The organism is Nitrosomonas sp. Nm51 (assembly GCF_900111165.1).
Taxonomy (GTDB): Bacteria; Pseudomonadota; Gammaproteobacteria; order Burkholderiales; family Nitrosomonadaceae; genus Nitrosomonas.
The window spans coordinates 19,100-41,796 of record NZ_FOGH01000007.1 but is presented as its reverse complement, the minus strand read 5'-3'; the positions used below and the strand labels follow the sequence as shown (position 1 = coordinate 41,796).

Annotated in this window: 18 protein-coding genes; 3 read left to right on the top strand and 15 right to left on the bottom strand. The window is 48.9% G+C overall.

Annotation, left to right across the window (positions count from 1 at the left end; translation table 11 throughout):
• Window positions 1-653 precede the first annotated feature (653 nt).
• From BMY60_RS04395 to BMY60_RS04380, 4 genes are all read right to left on the bottom strand, one after another.
• Window positions 654-3,563, bottom strand: a complete 2,910-nt coding sequence (locus BMY60_RS04395; RefSeq protein WP_090331554.1) for a sensor domain-containing protein — start codon at window positions 3,561-3,563, stop codon at window positions 654-656.
• Window positions 3,560-4,669, bottom strand: coding sequence for an S-methyl-5-thioribose-1-phosphate isomerase (gene mtnA, locus BMY60_RS04390; protein ID WP_256250683.1), 1,110 nt, complete (start codon window positions 4,667-4,669; stop codon window positions 3,560-3,562). The genes BMY60_RS04395 and mtnA overlap by 4 nt, the downstream gene beginning before the upstream one ends.
• Window positions 4,670-4,768: 99 nt before the next feature.
• Window positions 4,769-5,440, bottom strand: coding sequence for a class II aldolase/adducin family protein (locus BMY60_RS04385; protein WP_090331552.1), 672 nt, complete (start codon window positions 5,438-5,440; stop codon window positions 4,769-4,771).
• A gap of 176 nt (window positions 5,441-5,616) precedes the next feature.
• A complete protein-coding gene (locus BMY60_RS04380) occupies window positions 5,617-6,693 on the bottom strand; it encodes an ADP-ribosylglycohydrolase family protein (protein ID WP_090331550.1) in 1,077 nt (358 codons plus the stop codon).
• A gap of 353 nt (window positions 6,694-7,046) precedes the next feature.
• On the opposite strand from BMY60_RS04380, the gene BMY60_RS04375 reads away from it, so the two are divergent.
• The gene (locus BMY60_RS04375; protein ID WP_090331548.1) at window positions 7,047-7,547 is read left to right on the top strand and encodes an SRPBCC family protein; all 501 of its coding nucleotides are present in this window, start codon (window positions 7,047-7,049) and stop codon (window positions 7,545-7,547) included.
• 134 nt (window positions 7,548-7,681) lie between these two features.
• Complete coding sequence (locus BMY60_RS04370; protein ID WP_090331546.1) at window positions 7,682-8,719, top strand: methyltransferase; 1,038 nt, start codon at window positions 7,682-7,684, stop codon at window positions 8,717-8,719.
• Window positions 8,720-8,777: 58 nt separating this feature from the next.
• Here the strand turns inward: BMY60_RS04370 and BMY60_RS04365 are convergent, their stop codons facing one another.
• Window positions 8,778-10,652: a hypothetical protein gene (locus tag BMY60_RS04365; protein WP_090331544.1), complete on the bottom strand. Its 1,875-nt coding sequence runs from the start codon at window positions 10,650-10,652 to the stop codon at window positions 8,778-8,780.
• 53 nt (window positions 10,653-10,705) lie between these two features.
• Entirely contained in the window at window positions 10,706-11,695 is a 990-nt protein-coding gene (locus tag BMY60_RS04360) for a hypothetical protein (protein WP_090331542.1), read from the bottom strand.
• A 352-nt stretch (window positions 11,696-12,047) separates the two neighbouring features.
• On the opposite strand from BMY60_RS04360, the gene BMY60_RS04355 reads away from it, so the two are divergent.
• On the top strand, window positions 12,048-12,557 hold the full coding sequence (locus BMY60_RS04355) for a PH domain-containing protein (protein WP_090331539.1): 510 nt from the start codon (window positions 12,048-12,050) through the stop codon (window positions 12,555-12,557).
• Between the two features lie 234 nt (window positions 12,558-12,791).
• Here BMY60_RS04355 and BMY60_RS04350 read toward each other — a convergent pair whose 3' ends face one another.
• The 9 genes from BMY60_RS04350 to BMY60_RS04305 form a co-directional block, all read right to left on the bottom strand.
• A complete protein-coding gene (locus tag BMY60_RS04350) occupies window positions 12,792-15,506 on the bottom strand; it encodes a TonB-dependent receptor domain-containing protein (protein ID WP_218141618.1) in 2,715 nt (904 codons plus the stop codon).
• Window positions 15,507-15,571: 65 nt separating this feature from the next.
• Window positions 15,572-16,333, bottom strand: coding sequence for a carbonic anhydrase (locus BMY60_RS04345; protein WP_090331537.1), 762 nt, complete (start codon window positions 16,331-16,333; stop codon window positions 15,572-15,574).
• Between the two features lie 23 nt (window positions 16,334-16,356).
• Complete coding sequence (gene yut, locus BMY60_RS04340; protein ID WP_090331535.1) at window positions 16,357-17,340, bottom strand: urea transporter; 984 nt, start codon at window positions 17,338-17,340, stop codon at window positions 16,357-16,359.
• A 116-nt stretch (window positions 17,341-17,456) separates the two neighbouring features.
• Window positions 17,457-18,086, bottom strand: a complete 630-nt coding sequence (gene ureG / locus BMY60_RS04335; protein ID WP_090331533.1) for an urease accessory protein UreG — start codon at window positions 18,084-18,086, stop codon at window positions 17,457-17,459.
• A 26-nt stretch (window positions 18,087-18,112) separates the two neighbouring features.
• Window positions 18,113-18,802 carry an urease accessory protein UreF gene (locus BMY60_RS04330; protein ID WP_090331531.1) on the bottom strand — a complete coding sequence of 230 codons (690 nt, stop codon included), beginning with the start codon at window positions 18,800-18,802 and terminating at the stop codon, window positions 18,113-18,115.
• A 299-nt stretch (window positions 18,803-19,101) separates the two neighbouring features.
• Entirely contained in the window at window positions 19,102-20,808 is a 1,707-nt protein-coding gene (gene ureC / locus BMY60_RS04320) for an urease subunit alpha (protein WP_090331528.1), read from the bottom strand.
• 35 nt (window positions 20,809-20,843) lie between these two features.
• Window positions 20,844-21,173 (bottom strand): urease subunit beta, encoded by a 330-nt coding sequence (locus tag BMY60_RS04315; RefSeq protein WP_090331526.1) that lies wholly within the window; start codon window positions 21,171-21,173, stop codon window positions 20,844-20,846.
• Between the two features lie 20 nt (window positions 21,174-21,193).
• Window positions 21,194-21,496 carry an urease subunit gamma gene (gene ureA / locus BMY60_RS04310; RefSeq protein ID WP_090331524.1) on the bottom strand — a complete coding sequence of 101 codons (303 nt, stop codon included), beginning with the start codon at window positions 21,494-21,496 and terminating at the stop codon, window positions 21,194-21,196.
• A gap of 81 nt (window positions 21,497-21,577) precedes the next feature.
• Window positions 21,578-22,561, bottom strand: coding sequence for an urease accessory protein UreD (locus tag BMY60_RS04305; protein ID WP_090331522.1), 984 nt, complete (start codon window positions 22,559-22,561; stop codon window positions 21,578-21,580).
• Between the last annotated feature and the right edge of the window lie 136 nt (window positions 22,562-22,697).

The following is a 22,697-nucleotide window of genomic DNA, read 5'->3' as shown; positions in this document are numbered from 1 at the left end:
CCGGAAAACCGGTATTACGCCGCTCAATGCTTTTTCAAGCCTGGCTTTAAAAGCCACAATTGGCACGGAGTGGAAATGAATACCGATGCGCGTAATTACGTTAACAGGCTTGGCCCAGGTGGCGCTAGCGAGCAATAGCAATATGAATCCAAAAACCATTCGACTGTTTTTTGTATGCCATTCATAAAGCAACGCCTCTATGCAAGTTCAAGTTTCGGACCATTGTTAACAAAAATATCATGCAATTTCCATGCCATAAAATATAATTTATTGACTAATATGTATAATTCTTTTTACGCGATACGAAAGAATTTACAGACACATTTGAAGTGTTAAATATTCCGACATTACTAACAGGCGGTTAAAACAGGTGTAACGTACTTGTTTATTTTGGATAAAGATCCGGTTTTACCTTTGTTTTGACGGGATTTCTTCGAAGTAAATGCGGCAGATGAAGCAGATGAGTGTGACACTGTACGCAGGACGCATGCTCTAACACCGGCAGCAACACTCGTTAGTTGTTAACACCCTCAAGTAAATACAGGAACAGCCACGTCCGGCACCGTTTTTACGTTCACAATAAAATGTAAAAAATTCCGACACAGACACGATTGGCTGCGCGGTGCGACATGTTCGGCAACATTCATAATTTTTCATGCCTGATCCTGCTGTTGTTGAAGCAACCCGGCAAGTGCTTCCGCAGTAACGGCGGGCGAATACCGGAAGCCTTGTTCATAATCGCAGCCGATAGCAACGAGCATATCCCGCTGCGTTTCCGTTTCCACCCCTTCCGCTATCGTCTTGATATCCAGTTTGTGCGCCATTACAACAATGGCGTCAACCAGGGCATGGTCGGTGTCGTTGTCGGTTAAATGCTTCGTGAAGGACTGGTCTATTTTGAGGTAGTCAATATCGAATTTTTTGAGATAGGAAAGCGAGGAAAAGCCGGTGCCGAAATCGTCGATGGACACTTCTATTCCAGCGTCAAGAAACTCCATTAACCGCCGCTTTACAACAGGCGTGTCTTTTAACAGCAGGCCTTCTGTAATCTCAACGTTAATACAATGGCCCGGCAATCCCTGCCGGGCCAGATAATCCGACCATTGATTCTTTTTCAACAGGCTCAGTTGCGTGGAAGACATATTGATGCTGACTTGCAGAAGATAGCCAAACCGGCTTTGCCATTGTTTGATACTGGCGATTGTTTTATTAAATACCATTTCCCCGATTTGCTTGATCAGCCCGCTTTCCTCTGCCAGAGGAATAAAGATTTGCGGGCCGATCATGCCGCGCTGCGGATGAATCCAGCGCAACAACGCCTCCGCTTTACAAATCAGGCCGTTTTTCAGGTCAAGTATGGGCTGGTAATAGACTTGCAATTCATTACGGTCCAACGCCTGCCGCAAATCATGCGTGAGCACCATTTTTTCATACGCGGCCTGCTGCATGGCGCTTGTAAAGTAGTTAAAACGGTTGCGCCCCGCCAATTTTGCCGCATACATCGCCTGATCCGCGTGCTTCATTAAGGACTTCATGTCGGTGCCGTCGTCTGGATAGACCACAATGCCGATACTGGTTGAAATATCATGACCGGCATGCTTCTTCTCAAGTTTAAACGGCGTGCTCAGTTTGTGAATAATATTCCCGGCAATCGTTTCAATGCGTGCTTTTTTATCTATCTCCGGCAGGATAATGGCAAACTCATCGCCGCCCATGCGCGCAACGGTGTCTGTTTTACGCACGCAGGACAGAAGACGCAGGGCAACCTCCTCGAGCAGCTTGTCTCCTTTATCATGACCGAGTGTGTCATTGATATCCTTGAAACGATCCAGATCGAGAAACAATAATGCCAGCGTCCGTCCATTGCGATGCGATTTTCTGATTTCTCTGTTAAGCTGATCCTTGAACAAGTTCCGATTAGGCAAACCGGTGAGCGGGTCGTAGTTTGCCTGTTTATAGAGCAGTTCATCCTGCCGCTTTTTCTCGGTAATATCCGAAAACTGCGCCACATAACAATATATGCTGTTATCGGCATTACGGATAACGCTGATATTTAACCATTTCGCATGAATATTTCCGTTTTTATGGCGGTCCCATATTTCACCCTGCCAATGATCTTCCTGCAGGAGTTTCTGCCACATTTTCCTGTAAAAAGATTTGCTTTGCTTCCCGGATTGAAAGATTCTGGGATCTTTACCGGCCACATCGGCCAACGCATAGCCGGTTATGCGCGTGAAAGCGGGATTGATCGCCATGATCCTGTTATTTTCATCGGTTACCATGATGGCTTCACTACTTAATTGATAGATGGTAGTGGCAAGCATCATGTAATCTTCGTTTTCTTTTTGTTTGGTAATATCCTGATAAATGCCGAGCACACCGATTATTTCGTTGTTAACATTGCGCAACGGCGCTTTGGATGTTCGCAACCAGATAGTCTTTCCATCAGGCGCGGTCCGCGATTCTTCACAGTCAAGCCTGGCAATGCCGGTATTGATAACCTTTTGATCATCTTCGTAATTGCGCTTGGCCTGCGCTTTCCAGTTCAACTGGCAGTCTTTTTTGCCAATAATTTTCTCAGGGCCGGTTTCTCCGGCATCATCGGCAAAAGCGCGATTGCAGCCCAGAAACCGGGATTCAGTATCCTTCCAGAAAATGCGTACCGGTGCGGTATCGATAACCGTTTTAAGCAAATGGTGGGATTCGGTCAGTGCATGTTCTTTTTCTTTGCGGTCGGTGATTTCGATGAAGTAACCGATCAACTCCACAGTATCGCCTTCCGGGCATGTTACCGTGTACAGTTCACCTCTCATCCACAGCCAGTCGCCGTTGTGGTGCTGAAACCGGTATTCATGAATATGTTTACCGTTGGTAAACATATAATGTAAATCGGCCTGCACGCGGTCGCGGTCTTGCGGATGAATGTGTTCCGCCCAGAAATCCGGCGTATCGAGAAATTCCTCCACTGTATAGCCAAGAATTTTGGTGAGATTATCGCTGATGAATGTCGGCGTATAGGGTGGGGAGGCTTTGCATGTATAGATGATTGCAGGCGATGAAGATAGAAGAAAATCGAGTCTTTTGTTCAGTTTGCACAGTGCAATTTCAGCGCGTTTTCGTGCGGTGATGTCAGTAGAGATGCCGCACATGCCAACAATCCGCCTTTGTTCATTGCGCACGGGTTTTTTGACCGTCCAGTAAATTTTTTCTTCACCGGTCGATTTGACGATATTCTTTTCTTCTCGTTCTATGGTTTCGCCGTGTTCCATAACATGGCGGTCATTCAGCATCAATTCATTTGAAAGTCCCAGGTCGAAAAACTGACTGTCATCATAGCCGATGATCTCCTCGAGCGGCTTATTGAAAAGTTCCTTCACAGCCCGGTTCACAAAAATATAGCGCCCCGCAGTATCCTTGATAAATATATAGGTGTTGTTCTGGTCCAGAATTGTTTCCATTCCGGAAATCAGGTCAATGGGTATCGTTTGGGTTGCCTTTGGCGCAGACTCTTGGCCGGATTCGAATGTGGCCGCCGGTGATTTTTCCGGATCTTTGTTTTTCATTTAACTTTCCGGGATTGCTGGACAAATTTTACGTTTGATTCAATGCAGAATGAATTTTCCGCCAGTTGCTGCATATATTGCTTAACCCTGCCCTGTTGAAAGTCCGTTTTGCTAAAGACTCCGCAATCAAGTATCCAGCGGGACACCAGCTTTGCCGGCGTTACATCGAATGCTGGATTGAAAACTTGCGAATCCTCGGCGGCCCATGATATTTGACCGAACACACCCGAAACGCCGGATACTTCATCCGCCTTGCGTTGTTCGACCGGAATTTGACTGCCGTGCGCGCAGTGCACGTCCATGGTGGTATAGGGACCGGCAACATAAAAGGGTATATTGTGGTATTGCGCCAGAACGGCCAGTGCATAGGTGCCGATTTTATTTGCAACGTCGCCGTTTGCCGCGATCCGGTCGCAGCCGACGATGATTTTTTGCGCCTTGCCCAGTTGCATCAGGTACCCGGCCGTGCTGTCGGTTATTAACGTGTATGGAATATCCAGTTTTTTTAATTCCCATGTGGTTAATCGGGCGCCCTGCAGCAACGGTCGCGTTTCATCCACGTATACATGTATCTGCTTGCCCTGTTGACGGCATTTCCTGATAACACCGAGTGCGGTGCCAATGCCTGCCGTTGCCAGACCGCCGGTGTTGCAATGCGTAAGTACGCTGTCGCCATTTTGAATTAATCCAGCGCCGTTTGCGGCGATATTCTCGCAGAGCCCGGCATCTTCATTGAATAATTCAACCGCAATAGTCAACAGCGCTTCGGGGGTTTGTTTTGATTGAATGCCGGCGGTCATCCGGTTCATGCACAGCATCAGATTCACTGCCGTCGGACGGGCTGCATACAGCGCATTGGCTTCTTCTTCCAGTTGACTCAGACTTGTTCCTTTGATTGCCGACTGCCCCAGGCTGAGCGCGGCCGCCACACCAATCAAAGGCGCGCCGCGGACTTTCAGTGTTTTGATGGCTTCAATGGTTTCGCCGACCGTTGTCAGGCGTACCCATTCTTCCTTTAACGGCAGCAAGGTCTGGTCCAGAATCCATAATGCGGTTTGTTGTGGCGTATGGGTAAAACGAAGCGCTAACGACTCCAGTTGTGTCACGTCTCTGATTCTCCCGGTAACGACAAAAAATATTTGTCTTAAACGATTGTAATCGCCATCGTATTCATCATAGATATTGTCTTTTCCTAGGCAATACAGTTACAGCAACCGGTCGCCGATACGCTGCCGTATGGCTTTAAGCGCCAGCACTTCTTCGTCAGGCAGAAAAGTCAATCCTCCCAGTACATGCGCTTTCCATAATATTTCCGAGGAGTGCTCAATGCGTTCCATTCCCATCCAGGCTTCATCAAGGCTTTCTCCCCAGGTCAGCGCACCGTGCCGCGATAAAATCAGCGCCCTGTGCTGCGGCAGAAACTGTTTCAAATTATCGCCCATGGCCTGTGTTCCGGGACGCGCATATGGAACAAAGGGAATATCGCCGCAAGCGAGAATAACTTCGCTAACGGCGTGTGATGGCAAAAAAGCCAACTCAGGCCGGGCGACAGTCCAGGCAATTGCGGTAGGCGGGTGCGCGTGGACAACCGCTTTTGCCTCTGGGCACAGCCTGTAAACTTCCAGGTGCATTATTTTTTCTGATGAAGGTTTTCCCTGCAAGGTTTTGTTATCCAGGCTGACCAGCGCCATTTCTTCGGGCGTCATGAACGCTTTAGACACACCCGAGGGCGTGATTAATACTTTATTTCCGGTCACACGGCAGGAGATATTGCCATCGGCTGCTGCAAGCATGTTTTTTTGATGCAGACGCCGTGCGGCCGTAATGATTTCCTCACAGATAGGGTAATATTGTTTTATTTCTGTATTGTCTTTCATGTCGCGTCAGATACTGTCTTATGTATGACCGGTCAATACGGGGCATGTGGTTTTTCACTTTTGGCTGTACCGGCAACATCGTCTGATTCGGGAAAGCAGACGGCAGTTATTGTATCAGACAAAAGATTCAACGTTTTCAAACAGGTAATTTTAATATGGCATCGGCACAAATAACATTACGCGATATCCGCGGCCAGATCGGTGGCCAGTTTCAACAAAATGGCCGATTGCTCCAGTTCATGAACGAAGCGCTTGGGAATATTGGATAAGCCGGTCTGGGCGCCTGTCAGCGCACCGGTCAGAATGGCGCGTGCCTGGTTTTGTCCGCCGCCGTTAACCGCGTGCAGCACGGCAGATTCGAAATCGTCATGGAAACGGGCCGCAAGATAATAGGCAGCCGGCAACTGGTGATAGATGGCGCAGGGCATGCCGTAAACGATAGAAACCTTCCATGCCGGTTCGATGCGAATTTCGGGGTCCGCCGCCGCCATTGCCATATAGGAAGGCGTAAGCAGCGCATCCGGTGACGCAAAACGGCCGGCACGGGGTGGATCGGGATCGCCGGGCTGCGGATTCTGCAGATTATCACGCGTTACCACATGAAAGGGCAATTCGCCGTTTTTAACCAGTGTCATCAGCTTGCCCGACAATTCTGCATCCAGCATGTGTCCCTGGATCAATAAAGCCAGCACTGCACCGTATGCAACGGTCATCGATACAACGGTTTCATCGGACTGCGTAAGCAGGGTGTTTTCGGTAACAGCCGCGGCAAGCTGCCCGGGCTGAAGCGCATAGCGTACGGCTATGGCAAGCGTGCGCTCTATGGCTTCCGTGGTGTCCGCATGACTGCCGGTCTGTTCCCAGGGCAGATTCTGCTGTGTACGTTGCCGCCAGACTTCACGGATCGACTGACTGGTATATTTCCCAGGGCCACTCACAGGCGTGCCATCCAGTAGCGGAAACAGCGTTTCATCCATGCGTTGACAAAAATCGGCCTTGTCATAGCCGTTGCATTTAATGAGCGAGTGAATCATCAGATGCAGGATAAAGCCGGCCTGTGACAGCTGACCGGCTTTCATGCCGTCATGATAACGCCCGGGCCTGGGATCCGTATAGCCGCCGATCCAATTACCGTAATCCCGGTGAAGCGCATCGAGGCTATAGTACCAGTGCGGCCCCAAGGCCAGCGCGTCACCGATAAATGCACCCATGACCGCGCCTTTGGCCCGATCCATAAAATTCTCGTCCGGCATGAACTGACTCCGATATTTTATGTATGAACAGCAACGTATCCGATACCGCCATTCATCTGTGATTTAACTTAACAATCCAGGAACCGGCTGATATTACAGGTAATGCACCCGCATGTCACACGTACGTGTATCCACTTTTACTTGTGCCGCTTAAACGGCAGTGCAAATAGATTAAAATGCCCCCGGTTGAAGTACATGCGCGTTTCGGTTATTGTTTAAGCACATGCCGGTAAAAAACAGCCATGGCGGGTATGGCGGATACGCATGTATTCCGCAAAAGCAGATGGTATTAATAAATACATTGAATTTTCATTGTGAAGCCGGATAATATCCCGAAAAAAGGATAAGTTAAAATGTTCAATTTAGGTTCCATGCTGAATCTGGGTTCAACTGAACCTGTCATTGGCAGCGCATCCGTCGTTGTGAAGTGCTCGACCGGCGAACTGTTTCAATATATAGGGGAAAATCTATTTCAGAATTATCCTAAATGGTCGCCCGAAGTCAAGGAACTCGAACAAATTACACCCGGTCCCGTACAACCGGGCACAATCGGACGGCAAGTACGTGTCGACCAGGGGCACCGCTCAGAATCCCGCTTTAAAATATCCGAATTTGCCGCAGGTGAACGGTTAACATTTGTCGGCGTATCCGATCCATACCGTTGCTCCTATGAATTGCAAGCTATAGATACTGAGAATGCAACAAAGTTGACGTTTACATTTGAGCTGCTTGAATTGCTGGCGATTATGCGCCCATTGGAAGGGCTGATACGCGCGACCATCAAGGATGGCGTTGGCAGAACGGTTCAGAATATCAAACGGCTGGTTGAGATCGAGAAACTAAAATCCGGTTAAAAATTAATTTTAATTGAGATTCTATCAGTGGCATAAATCGATAAACAGACAAGGTTATGTGTTGTGAGGGGGCTTTGCATGCTATCGGTAACAGGTCTCTTAATTATCAGATGTATCAGTAAAAAGGAAAAGTGATGGCGCAAGAAAAAACTTCCGGTCTTCAATTACCTGGGGTGGATGATCGGCCACTGTGGGATGTGGTTTTTGCAATATACGGTTATCCGGCGCTGCTTCTGGCGCATCGTCTCAAAATTTTTTCTACTCTTGCTGAAAAAGCGCGCACATTGCCGGAAATCTGCGAAACGCTTAATCTTAAACAACGTCCGGCCGAAGCGATCCTGACAACAGCAACTTCGCTGGGTTTTCTGTCACTGAATAAAGAACGTTACAGCCTGACACCGGTTACCGAAACGTATCTGCTTGAGGAAAGTCCGAATTACTTCGGGTTTTTTTGGGACATGATGATTGATAATTATCAGGTTTCCACGATTGCGGGTCTGGAAAAAGCCGTTCTCGCCGACGCTCCCCAGGCATACGGCGGTGGCGATATTTTTAAAACGCATGAAGAACAGGCGGCGTTGTTGCGCCGGTTTACAGCGGGTATGCACAGTATCAGCATCACGTCGGCGCTGGTTTGGCCGACGCTGCTGGATTTTTCCGGACACCGCGTTATGCTCGATATCGGGGGAGGGTCCGGCGCGCATTCGATCGGCGCGGTATTGAAACTGCCGAATCTGAAGCAAGCGTTGCTGCTGGATTTTTCACCGGTCTGCGAAGTGGCGGAAGAGTATATTGTCCGGTTTGGCGTACAGGATCGCGTCAAAACGCATGCGGCCAACATCTGGCAGGATCACTGGCCGGCAGCTGACCTTCATTTCTTCTCAAACATGTACCATGACTGGATGCCCGATAAGTGCCACTTTTTAACGGCTAAAAGCTTCACCAGCCTTGAGCCCGGCGGAAGGATTGTGATTCATGAAATGCTCTATGATGACGATAAAACCGGCCCGTTTACTGCGGCCGCCTTCAGCATGGTTATGATGGGTTGGACAGAGGGAAAACAATATTCCGGCGGAGAATTGACAACGATGCTGGATGAAATCGGTTTTCAAGACATTCAGATTCATAAAGCGTTTGGCTATCACAGTATCGTTACTGGGGTTAGACCTTAGCGCACCGAATAGAATGGGCGATATCGGATCGTCAAATAACAGGCGCTAGTGCACCTTATCAACCAAAACAGCCTTTGAACGTAACCTTTTCGTTTTCTTTTTTGTATTTTTCATCTTCTTCCAGCAGGCTTTCCGGTGGTCTGCTGTACGCTTGTCGCAGTACTCTGGATTTTTTCAAATAATATCCAAACGTTTTACACTTGATCTCCTTTACGCGAATGATTTGCGGGACGACATTCGGCGCCTGGGCATTTCCTTTGAAGCTGTAAACAATCCTGTACTGTATCCTTTTCTCAACTTTGGCGCGTTTATAGTTTTCGGCAGGGTTGCCCTGCTGGAATGCCGGATTGTCGCAAACGAGAAACGCGATAAAATCTATAATGACGCATCCGCCCCTGCCTGAAAGCCCTGGAATGAATTTATTGTCGTCGCCCCTTTCGCCAAAGAAATGACTGAAGGAAATACCCGGAGAGTCCTGTTGCACAATGGCCGGCTTGGAACCGGGTGTTTTACCGGGCCTGATGTCGGGTTTTGTTTGCGGCCGCGTATTCCGGGGATTGTTGGTAAACCTGGGGTCGTATGCGTTTCCGTTGCGGGCCAGGCTTTTTTCCGAATCCAGAATGTCCAGCGTCCAGTCATGACCGAGCACTTGTTTTCTGAATTTGCCTTGTTGCTTAATCAGCGCCCTGGCCCAGGCAAATTGGATCACCGCATAGGGATGCGAGGTCTTGCAGCAATTGAGTAGATTTTTGACAGCCCAGTAAAGCTCCAGATCAAAAATTTTATACCGCGTTCCTTCGCGCGTGTAATCCCTGGGCTTCTCCGCTATCTGTATCAAATTGCTTCCGGCATAAAAGGAACGAGGGCCTTTGTGGGAAAAACTGCCGGATTTTTCGGCTGCGCTCCAGATTACGCTCAGCCTGTCGCTGTCTTCGCAGGGGTTCTGTGGGTCGTTGTCGGGAATAAGCTTGATAGTACCGACAAGCATTTCCTGAATTGTCGCGGGATGTTTGGGCAACGGTTGCGGTGGCGGTACCAGAAATACCCAGCCTTCTTTCTCTATTTTTTTGATCTTCGCTTCCAGGTCTTCTTTATCTTTCGCGGTGACTTCGAATTGATCCTTTTCTTGAGCCTGCTGACCGGGTTTCTTGATATTGACGAATTTGACGGGCCTGCCATTTCGTTGCCATTCGATGATCAGTTTTCCCGGCAAGCCTTTAATGCTTCTTGCCGATATATGCATGCGAAGACTGGCGCCTTTAAAGAGCTTCAGTTCCGGTCTGAAATCACTGAACCGGGTCCTCGGCAGATGGACTTTACCGTCTTTCAGGATTTCGATTTGAAAGAAAACAGTCATTTCACATTTGTTGCGTACAACCGTTCTGCCGTAATCATCGATATCGGTATATAGCATGCCATTACCAGGCGGCAGCCAGAATGCCGAATAGCTGGCGCTGACCAGGCCGCCGATCGGGATGCCGGCCAGATTTTGCAAGCCTGACGTCATGTGCGCAACACCGGTCATATTCAGCGTTATGTCTGACAGATAACTGATTTCCGATGTTGCAACATGAACATCACCGGACGGTGATTCCCATTCTGTTTCGTCCATGCGGTCAGCTTCCGGCAACGGCCAGGCATCATGCGGAAATTCGTCAGATTCCTGCCATTCGGGTTCTGCTGGGGTTTCTAATGTTGCCGAATCAATTGACGTTTCTTGCGTTCCGGGAAAAATGGTCCAATGCTCTTTTTCCATCGCATGTGCTGTGACGGGCCATTCAGTTACCTGAACTTCTTTCCTGAATTCCAGCGGGGTGTTTGCCGTTTGCAGCAATTCCCGTGCCTCAGGAGAAATATCCAGGGGGTTCTCCAAAGAATGCGGCGTGTCGACGTCCGTTCCGGAACGGTGCCGTTCATCTCTGTTTTTAGTCATAACGATTCATTTTACGTTGTAACCGTGAATTGCTTTTTCAGCCGCCGACAGAGCTACCTGCAACCCGGAATGGTTGCATGTCTGATTACAGACAGTGCGGCTGAACTGCCCAGTGCGATGCCGACAGGCATCGCTAAATGATAGACCAGTGTGGAAGCGTCGGCCAGAATCGTTGAACGCGTAATGATGCTTTGTGCTTTTTCAGGCTTTATCCCATGCAGGCTGCCCGGTCCCAGCGAAAAGAACCAGATATTTGTTGCCAGCGGCGGTTCCGTACCATTGAGCGCAAGGACTCTCTCCGGTGGTATAGCAGCGCCAACCTGGTTATGACTGCATTCAAAAATCTGATTCAGATCATTGATATACACTGGTGCGCCGTCGAATTTAAGCACATGCTCAAATTTTGTCGTGCCATCCGGGCAGGTAAATTCCATTTCTTCACTGGCGGGCCTGAGTCCCCTCACGTAATGGGATGCATTGATGGCGCGCTTGCCAATGCTGCTTGTGAATATCACAATACAGCGCCCGTCATTGGCGCGCACCAATTCCTTGGCACTGTCCAGATCTTCGAGTGTAAGCGCACGTCCCTGCAGGTCAATTGTGTTGTCAGGATTGACCAGCCGCAGCAATCCGTCAAATTCTTCCGGATTTGTTGACGTATCGCCCCGTTCAAACAGTATCCAGAACCTGTATAGCAATTCTCTGACAGCAAGCGCCATTTGAACGGCAACCTGATCATTCACATTGGATGAAAAAATATCCTGTGCTTTATAACTCACCCGGAAATGGGTGGCGATTTCGGCAAACCGGTGCACGCGATTTGGATCGGCCGGCTGTTTGGTATCTTCCGGTATCGTGTCGTTCTGACCGATGGCCGCACCCGGAATCAAGGGGCCCGTTGTGGCATAACGCAGCGAATGACCTGAAACGGAAAGAAACGGAAAAATGGATGAAAGCTGTATGCGAAACGGAAAATCTTCAATCAGCCATTTTGCCAGCACATCATTGGAAAGAAGCTGCGCATTAGCGCCAATGGGTTGCATGATTTCACCTCCAGATTAAATGCCCGGCCGGCAGACCAGGAAGCTTCAACGGCTAGCAGTGAATGTAAGTGCTTCTATAATAAAACAGCTATCCTCTTCAGTTGGAGAATTGCACAGCTGACAATTGCTATGTAACCAGCATTTACAACAAACTGCAAGCAAAATTGAGTACAGTATTATCAACAAATACATCTCTCGCAATTTCAGATGTGACATAATAATGTCAGCCGATGGCGCAGCGTGGCGTTATCTTTTTCCCAGGCGGTATCGCCATGTGTTATGCGTAATTTGCTACAACACATGGCGACACTTCCCAATGTAAATACTGCAAACACCGATTTTCTATTTTTTTATGAGCGCGTTTAAATCCAAAATTGACAGATCGTTATTATTCCTGCTGGCGTTCTCAATAATTGCATGTCTGATGGGCGCATCTGTGATGCTGGAAGTCGGCGGCACGTTCAATGCCATTCTGGCGGCTGTCACGTTGATAGCCGGCGCGGGTTTTCCATTATGGATACTGTTATCCACACGGTATATCGTCGATGACGAAAATCTTAAAATAATGAGCGGGCCGTTTTCATGGATTATTCCGATTCAATCGATTATTTCTGTACAGGAAACCCGGAGTGCAGGCGCCAGCCCGGCACTGTCATTAGACCGTCTGGAAATAAAATACGGCACGGACAAAGCAATTCTTGTCTCACCTGCCGACAAACAGGCATTTATCAGGAGACTGGGCGGTAAAGCACAGCCAGATACCGGCAGACAAAACCGGCCGCATGCCGCCGCCAAACAGTCCAACACCAGCACCAGAAAGAAAAAAGCAAAAAAATCAACCAATCGTGACGCGCAACCATAAACGCAAAAATCCGGACGGGTTTTTCACAATGCCGCAGCCCTTGATCTCTAGCTGAAAACGGCCGCACCACCATCGGTCTTCGCCGCTGGTTTCAGCATGGCATCCGGAAATGGCCGGTATTCAAGAAGAAATATTTTGCCGAACATCGGAATAAATCTGCGGCAATTTCCTTAGGAGTCGTTCATAAATAACTGTAACACTTATTTATTCGCGGCTCCTTATGGCTTTCACCGGCTAATAATTGATGACAAACCCCACCCGGAAGCTCACCGGCTCGACGGGATGAAAGTGAAAGTCATCCATACCCGCGATGGACTCTCCCGGCAGGCGTGACGTATAAAAATACGTGATTGCATCATCCTTGCGGTTCAGAATGTTGAATACTTCGGCCTGGATGCGCAGTGACTTGCTGATCTCATACCCCAGCATCGCTGACAGCAATATTGTACTGTCTGACCGTCTGGTATTGTCTTCATTCAGCGCGCGCGGCCCAAGGTAGCGCAACCGGGGTCCGCCATAGAACCCGCCAAACACATCGTGAAATGTTGCGCCTGCTGCAATGACCGTTTCCACGGCGTTGGGAACATGATCGCCCTCACCGGCCAGTGCGCCGCGAAAATGCGCACGCGAAAAACTGAAATCGGCGTCAAATGTCAGCCAGTGCACCGGCTGATAATAGTTGGCGAATTCGAGTCCGTAGCGCCGGCTCGGCCGGCTTGCTTCGGTAGTGCCTGCGTCCCCCACAAAAACCAGTTCGGACTCGAGATCCATCCACCAGACAGTCAGCGTGCTTTGCAATCCCTGTACCCAGGTTGAACGGATGCCTGTTTCAGCACTGTATGTGCGCGCAAGCGGATCGGCGCGGCTGACGGCGTCACCGCTTGCCGGATCGATCCGGGTATTGATTCCGCGTGCGTCGTTGCTGTGAAAACCGAGGCCGCCGTTTAGATACAGCTCGGTATCCGCCCAGGGGCCAAATACGATGCTTAATTTCGGACTGACCAGACCATCGTAACGCGTGCCATTGTTTTTCTGGATATTGCTATTGTTGACTGCAAAACGAAAACCGTCGAAGCGCACGCCCAGACTGGTACGCAACCATTTCTGCCAGTGGATTTTGTTTTCAAGATAGGGACTGACACTGGTAACCCAGACGGTATCCTGACGAGTAATGCCGACCGTTTTTTGCGCATGGGTTTTTGTCAGGGCATTTTGAATGTTATCGTTACGTACCTGTATGCCCAGCGTCGTTTCGGCATCGAATGCGCCAATCTTGTGAAACAGCGTGTGACTGCCAGCAAAGCCGGTCGTCCAACGGTCATCCGGCTGTCCGAATTGATCGCCACAGGTTCGAAACAACCCGGAAGAAACCCGGTTTCCAGGCAGCAATCCGCGCAGCCTGGCGCAGCCTGCCGGATTGGTCGTCTCATTGTCATCCAGAAAAAAAGAAAAGTTTGAATACAGATTCAACTTGGAATAAATACCATACGCCATGACGGACGTGATGCTGTTTTCCCCCTGCATGCGCCATTCACCTGTCAGACCATAGCGCTGGCTGTTTCCGCCATCGGTCGGATCCAGCGCATCGAACCGGCCGACGGAACCCTGGTTAAGCGCGCGTCTTGGAATCTGATCGGTCGCCCGCCAGTCGGATTGCGTCGCCATGGCTGTGATACGCCAGCTGTGATTGCCGTATTCGCGGCTGTATCGAAGCAGACCGTTGAATTTCAGATAGTTGTTTCCGACGGTCCAGGGGCCGTCATTGTGCACGATTTCTCCGGCATACAAGACATCGCCTTTCAATAGTCGATGCGACCCGGCCGCCAGCCCCCGGTAGTAGTCAAAACTGCCGCCGGTGAATCTGAACAGGTTCTCGGGCAAACGGTTGAAATAGCGGATATTGGCCGATCCGGCGCTGGAAAAATCGCCCGTGTCGGCAAAATAGTTCCCTTTCCTGAAATCAATCGATTCAATAAGCTCGGGAATCAAAAAATTGGTGTCGGTCCACCCCTGACCATGCGAATGGGATAGTTGATTGACCGGCACGCCTTCAATCCGGGTCAGAAAATCGGTACCGTGATCCAGATTGAAACCACGCAAAAAAAACTGATTTGCCTTGCCTTCGCCGCTGTGTTGCGTTGCAATCAGACCGGGCACCGTTTCGAGCACTTCACCGGGACGGATCATCGGCCGGTATCTGATCTGATCCTGCCCCACCTTGCCTTGTGAAGCGCTGTCGGCGATGCCGGTCAGTTCATCCGCGCGTCCGGTAACGCGTACTTCCTCCAGTACGGCATGCGCCAGTTTGTTGATTTGTGAACCGGGTTTTGCGGTATCTGCATAAGCGGACAGGCCTTTTTCCTGGGCATTAATACTGGTGCTGATAAAAAAAGTAATCGCCAGTACGGTCAACCATGAAATCAGAATGCCTGCACCATGTAACAATAACGTGGCGGACACAAAACCGGCTGTGTATGAGGCCAGACTGGCGGATGCGGAGATTTCCTGTCCGTGGACGTAGCCGTGAAAAAAAGCAAACAGTGAAATAATGATCACATTGACTGGTGCACTGAATCGTATTCCACGCACGATCAATGCACTGATCGTGAAGCACGATAAAAGAATCATCGCTTCCGCGCCCGGAATAATATAGCTGGCCGCACCGGCCAGGCCGCCAAGACTCATGACACTGACAAATACAACCGGCAGTATCCACAGTGCCTGACCGCGTAGCTGCGCCGCCCAGATACCGACAGCCACCATGACGACAATATGATCCCATCCCGTTAATGGATGCAGAAATCCCTCGTTCCAGTCCCTGTTGAAATAAGTATTGAAAGAAATTTGCAAAAGGGCAGTGGATGACAGCGTAACGAAAACACCCAGCAAAACCAGCCCAGTTAGCGACAAAAGCACAAAATGCTTTGTAAAAACGTAACGGGTAGACACTTATACTCCTGCAGTTGGTAAATAATTGCCAATACGCACTGATTTTCCGGCCATAAATTTACAGGTTAGGAAATCAATTCAACCTTACCGGTTTTTAAATGATAAACACCACCGACGATCTTAAGTTTTTTATCATCGACCATCCGGCTTAGAATCGGCGGCTGTTTCCTTAATTCTTCAACATTAAGAACAACATTTTTTTTAACAATGTCAAAATATCGGTCATTGGCGACATAATCCGGAGTTTTGCGTACAGATCTGACCGCCGGCGTTAATGCTGTAGCAATTGTCTGTATATGCCCTGGAAACTGTTCGTAATTATCGGTTGCATCAATCGCCGCTTTGATGGCTCCGCAGTTTTCATGACCCAGAACCATGATCAACGGAACATGCAAAATTGCTGCAGCGTATTCAAGGGTGGCAATAAAATCTGTTGTAATATAGTTACCGGCAACACGGGCAACAAACAAGTCCCCACGCTGTTCATCAAAACAGAATTCCGGACTCACCCGGGAGTCCGAGCAACTCAGAATACACGCAAAGGGATTTTGCCCTCTAACTAAATCCAAACGCTCATCTTTAAAATTCAAGGGTGTTGAGCGATTTGTTACATAGCGTTCATTTCCTTTCATTAGACGCTCGAGGGCTGCTTCCGGACTTAATACATTCTCGGGTATAGGCGGCATTTTAACCATGCCGGATATTGCGTTTACTGTCCCCGAAACCGGCAGGCCCATGCCAAGCAGGGATGCCGTTGTCATTTTAAGTAGCCAGCGCCTTTGCCGCGCTTTTTGTTGCTTTTCAACATTCAGATTTTTTCTTTGCATTTGAATTCCTGATACTTTATGAATTATTCCGATGACCAGTGTTTTGATACAGATGCAGCGAACAAAAACATCCACATCGTCAGTACGAATGGAAAAGTCAACGTGGGCAAACCGATTGGCGCCAAAAAGTTAGCCAGGCCCGCTTGGCAAATGACAGTCAGAATACCGGCCAGCAAAGCCAGAACAGCTGTTCCTGCTGAAGGTTTGAGAAAAACCCAGCCAATCGCCATCATGGTCAGCACCGGATTAAACGCGTATAATCCCATTTCTATCAAGCTTTGACCCGCCCCGAGTAATACGGGCACCAGCACCCCTACAAATGTTCCGCAAAGCGCCATAAAAGCGCCACGCCAAGACGTGATCGCGATACCGGTCAAAAATAAAATACCAACCAGCACATTGTCCGCAAACATGACCTCTGCAACTCCTTTGGTCAGCGCCACATACCAGAGCTCAGCCGTTTCATCCGTCATGGACGCAAGCCAGGCCGTGACAGGCAAATCAGTGCTTGCAATCGCTTCGGGCACGCCTGGTGGCGGCAGAACAGCGCTGGGCGAGAGGCTGTCAAATGAGTAGATTGCAACCATGAACATCCAGCAGGTCAGAACGAAAGGCGATGTCGAGGCCGGTATTTTGTAGGGTGTCAGAATTCTGATCAAAGCCGCGAGAACTACGCTTGATAAAATGGAAGCAAATACGACGTATACCCATAACAAAGGCGTATTTTCAAGGAACAAAAACAAGCATGGGCCGACCAGGGTGCCATTAAATCCATAAAGTCCGGCGTCAATATCATCTTCCGAGAAGCCGAGCAAATATGCCGTAACGGTACTGGTTACCACGCCAACAGTGGCCGCCAGTCCTGCAGTTATGCCACCGATGTAAAGCGCAACTAAAAAAACCAGGCCTGTAACAGCGTTGCCACAAAAAAACACTTGACCCACACCCCGTAATATTACTCGGATTGGACGTGGCAAAGCCATGTCTACTTTCACTGCCCATTGCATTTTTTTATCTCCGGATTATTTCTCGACTAAAAATTTTTTGAACCAAAGCCAATACCCAGGAATCTGCGTTTAAAGCCACTATTGATAAGGATTTTTCAACAGCAGCGCACTGGAAATTAATGTGCTTTTACCTCTTCCAAAAGACCCTGCTTGACAATAAAATCAATAATTTCCTGTACACCCTGGCCGGTACGCATATTGGTAAAAACGAATGGCCGGTCACCGCGCATCCGCTTGGCATCGCGCGCCATTACATCCAGATCCGCGCCAACATACGGGGCAAGATCAATTTTATTTATAACCAGCAGTGCGGAACGTGTAATGCCTGGCCCACCCTTTCTGGGTATTTTTTCTCCAGCGGCAACGTCAATGACATAAATGGTCAGATCAGATAATTCAGGACTGAACGTAGACGCCAGGTTATCGCCGCCAGATTCAACCAGCACCAGATCCAGGTTGGGAATCTCCCGGGTGATACGGGAGATTGCTTCGAGATTAATCGACGCATCCTCTCTGATTGCAGTATGCGGACAGCCACCGGTTTCAACGCCAATCAACCGTTCCGCGGGCAGCGCTTCTGCGCGCAGCAGGATCTCAAGATCTTCCTTGGTATAAATATCGTTTGTAATAACCGCCATTTCATAGTTGCCGCGCATTTTCTTGCTTAATATCTCGCATAGTGCGGTTTTGCCGGAACCAACCGGTCCACCGATACCGACACGGAGCGGATTAGATTTATTTTCCATGCTATTCAATATTCCAGATTATTGTTTCAGGACCGATAAATTCGACTGTATTGTACTTCGTGCATCATCGACAATATCGACAAACCGGGCGCCCAGTTGGAAAGCGCATCATCCTCGAGCCGCTTTACCTGCTCAGCCGCCATTTCTATTTCCGAATGCAGCGACAACAGCAGGCGTTGGCCTGAAACTTGCCCAAGCGGTATGGATTTAACGCATACGAGCACCTGATTTTCTACGATCGAAAATAACAGGCCTAATAGAGCGGCTTCATGTGACAGCTTCAATGCCACAGCCGCACAGGCAAACGCTGTCGGCAGGGGAACTTCCGTCTGCCGCGCCATCATTGATTGCAGTGATTCGTCTGCAATGTTCAAATCAAATACCAGCCTGCTAAGTGAATACCCCATCTGTATAGTCTCAGCCCGGAATTCTTGCGTGTCGCGGGCTGCAAGAAACAATTGCGTCCAGTGTGAAACCGCCGCTTCATTCTTGTTTGCAAATGCGTGCAACAGACGCCAGAAAACAGGCGCTTCAAAATCAGCAACGACGGATAAAGATTCTTTAATCCAGGCGCGCGCAGATTCTTCGTTTGCGATTTGACCGGTCTCTATCGCCGCTTCCAGTCCTTGTGAGTAAGTATAAGCGCCAATCGGCAACGATGGGCTTGCCAGGTGCATCAAACTGAGCAATTCAGCGGGTTGTCTTTCACCTATCATTTTTTGTTTACGTATTAATATGCGTTTGGATGATTATCAAACAGTCATTGCCGGGTTTGAAATTTCTAACCAGCAACCAGCCACAATTTGCGTGATTACCTGTAGTTCCCCGGTATGTGAACAATGGCATGCGTTGCTGCCTGGCGCCTGTTTTTGGCTTCGCAACGCATTTGGTATCTGTTCCTTCAAACTTATTTATCCAGAATCCCGGATAAAATAAAACTATTGCCACGAATCAGAATCCAGTAAAAGAAAGAGTTGGAAATCCTTCTTTTACCGAAAAACATCGTGGAATTGTTTTAGAATAAAAAGTAACGCTGCGCCATCGGCAGCGTTTCCGCCGGTTCGCACGTCAATAGCTCCCCGTCAGCGCGTACTTCATATGTTTCTGGATCAATTTCCATTTTAGGTGTCGCATCGTTATGAATCATATCTTTCTTGCGCAAACCGCGCGTATTTTTGACAGCTATCAGCGGCTTGTCGGCCTTTAGCTGTTCAACCAGGCCTGCTGCCAGGGAAGCTTCTGAAACAAAGGTATAGCAGGTGTTTTTAAGCGCAGACCCATAGGCGCCAAACATATACCGGTAATGCACAGGCTGCGGCGTTGGAATTGATGCGTTTGGATCACCCATGAGCGCGGCTGCAATCATACCGCCCTTCAGAATCACTGAAGGCTTGACACCGAAATGTGCGGGTCTCCAGATAACAAGGTCAGCATATTTGCCGACTTCAATCGACCCTACCGCATGCGAAATACCATGGCATATCGCCGGGTTGATCGTGTATTTGGCAATATACCGTTTGACTCTGAAATTATCATTTCTTGCTGAATCTTCCTTGAGTGCACCGCGCTGTACTTTCATTTTGTGCGCGGTTTGCCAGGTGCGTGTAACAACTTCACCGATACGTCCCATGGCTTGAGAATCGGAGGCCATCATGGAAATGGCGCCGATATCATGCAAAATATCCTCTGCCGCGATTGTTTCCTTACGAATCCGCGACTCGGCAAATGCCACGTCTTCAGGAATATTTGCATGCAAATGGTGGCATACCATCAGCATATCCAGATGCTCATCCAGTGTATTGCGGGTATAAGGGCGTGTCGGATTGGTCGATGACGGCAATACATTTTCAAGTTCCACCACTTTCATAATGTCCGGCGCGTGTCCGCCACCCGCGCCTTCGGTATGGAAAGTATGAATCGTTCTATCTTTGAAAGCGCTAATCGTATTTTCGAGATAACCGCCCTCATTAATCGTATCGGTATGAATGGCGACCTGCACGTCCATTTTATCGGCGACAGACAGGCAATTATCAATTGCGCCGTAAGTCGTACCCCAGTCCTCATGCAACTTTAATCCGCATGCGCCGGCAAGCACCTGTTCTTCGTTTGGCTTCGGTACGCTGACATTGCCTTTTCCGAAGAAACCGGTATTCATGACCATGCCGTCAGAAGCGCGCAGCATGGATTGAATATGCCATGGCCCAGGCGTACAGGTGGTTGCGTTCGTCCCTGCCGCAGGTCCGGTGCCGCCACCCAGCATGGTGGTAATTCCGTTCATCATGGCGTCTTCTTCTTGTTGCGGGCAGATGAAATGTATGTGGACATCTAAAGCACCAGCCGTAACAATCATGCCTTCACCCGCAATTGCTTCGGTAGCAGCCCCTATCGCCATAGTTACCCCTGACTGGATATCGGGGTTACCTGCTTTGCCAATATTCGCTATTTTTCCGTTTTTAATGCCGATATCGGCTTTGATAATTCCCCAATAATCTATAATTGTCGCATTCGTGATTACGGTATCCATGACATTCTCATGAGCACGTTGTGACTGTCCCATGCCGTCACGAATGACCTTGCCGCCACCAAATTTGACCTCTTCACCGTATGTAGTGAAATCGTTTTCAATTTCAATGAATAATTCGGTATCGGCCAGGCGGATGCGGTCACCAGTTGTCGGCCCCATCATTTCTGCATAAGCCTGTCGAGAAATTTCAAAACTCATGTTTAATCTCCTTCGAATAAAAAAACTGGCTATGATTATGCAAGTCTATGACCTTTCTGAGTCAATGACCCCATCACTTTCTGGTTAAAGCCATACACTATTTTGCTTCCGGCAAGGTTGACCAGCTCAACCGTACGCTCCTGACCCGGCTCAAAACGAATTGCCGTACCTGCCATAATATTAAGCCGCATACCATATGCTTCTTCTCGTTCGAAACTGAGTGCTGAATTGACTTCATAAAAATGGAAATGTGACCCGACCTGCACCGGCCTGTCCCCGGCATTGCGCACCTTGATTGTTTTTGTTTTGCGGCCAACGTTTAATTGAATGTTACCCGCTTCAATGATTGTCTCTCCTGGAATCATGCGTGTATCTCCTTAGAATATTAAGCAATCGGGTTGTGAACGGTGACCAGTTTAGTACCATCCGGGAAAGTTGCTTCAACCTGAATGTCGTGAATCATTTCAGGAACGCCCTCCATGACGTCCGCGCGGGTTAAAACGCGCGCACCCTCCGACATGAGTTCGGCGACTGTGCGCCCATCGCGCGCGCCTTCCAGCACCGAACAGGTAATCAGTGCGATCGCTTCGGGATAATTGAGCTTGACCCCGCGCGCCTTGCGTCTTTCTGCAAGCAATCCTGCAGTAAATATCTGAAGTTTATCTTTTTCTCTTGGGGTTAGATCCATGGTTTTCTCCTCAGTAACAAATAATTAAAAAAGCTTTCCTGTAACAAATACTGTGATTACCCACCTGCCGCTATCGTTTTACTATGTATTCCACATGCGCGGGACTTGTGCTGCGCGCCCCAGTAACGCAGGCCGCAGCACATCCCAGAGTTTTAACATCACCGCACGCGCAACTTCACTTGAGTTGCCCAGATAACGCGCCACGATCACTGATTTTACCTGCGAGACACCCAGCATCCCGTCGCCGTTATCGATGTCGGCCGCCTGACTGCGCAGTGCGTTAATTAAATCGCCGGCGTGTAACGAATTGCTCGCAGCCAGCAGTGTCGCGCAAACCGTTTTATCTGCCATAATGAGCGGACTGCGCATCGCCTTGCTGCCACCATGCAGATTGAGCTGCTCATACCAGATTAATTGATTTTCGCGTTGAATGGTTACTTTCTGCCTGATTCGCCCGGAATTGAACGATTCGCCAAAAGCGGTGCGGCCAAGGCAAAAAATCTCACAACCGATATAGATTGAATCCTTTTCCAGATTGATGCTTTGAGCAAGCTCTACTTGCGCGTCGTCAAAAAATATCGTCTCCTGCGGCAACCATTCCATCGTTGCACCGGTTTTTACGTCAATCGCCACGTTCTGAAAAGAGATACGGCCGTTGGACTTATACCACTTTGCCGCGCCCGGTGTCGTTATTTGCACACTGGCATCTGCGCCGACATGGCTGGCAATTTCCAGCCTGTCGCCTCCGACCACCCCTCCGGGCGGATGAACCAGCACTACATGACACACGTCCGGCCCTTCAGGATAAAAAGGTTTTTGCACATACAACTGCCCAAAATGCCGGCGCGACGCCAGGCGGCACTTCCCTGCTTGTTTATCGAACGTCAGTGAAATGCTCGCATCCGGTTTTATCTCTGAAGCCGGCAATGCAGATTCATTTTGCGTCTGAACCGCCGGTTCCGACTGACTGGTTCCTGGCAGCTTCTTACGATTGTTGATATTTCCTATTGATGAAATTGAGGCATCTGCTTTTGCATTTTTTTGTGTATAGGGAAGAATAGACATTTTTTTATGTGTTTTTTGTTTCAGTCAAGTCAGTTTCTGTCCAAAAAAACCGGATGAAATTTCTCCCATCCCTGTTTTTAAGCAAGATGAGTGTGATCTGTTTACTATCTTACGTAAACTTTGCCTCCGGTCTAAC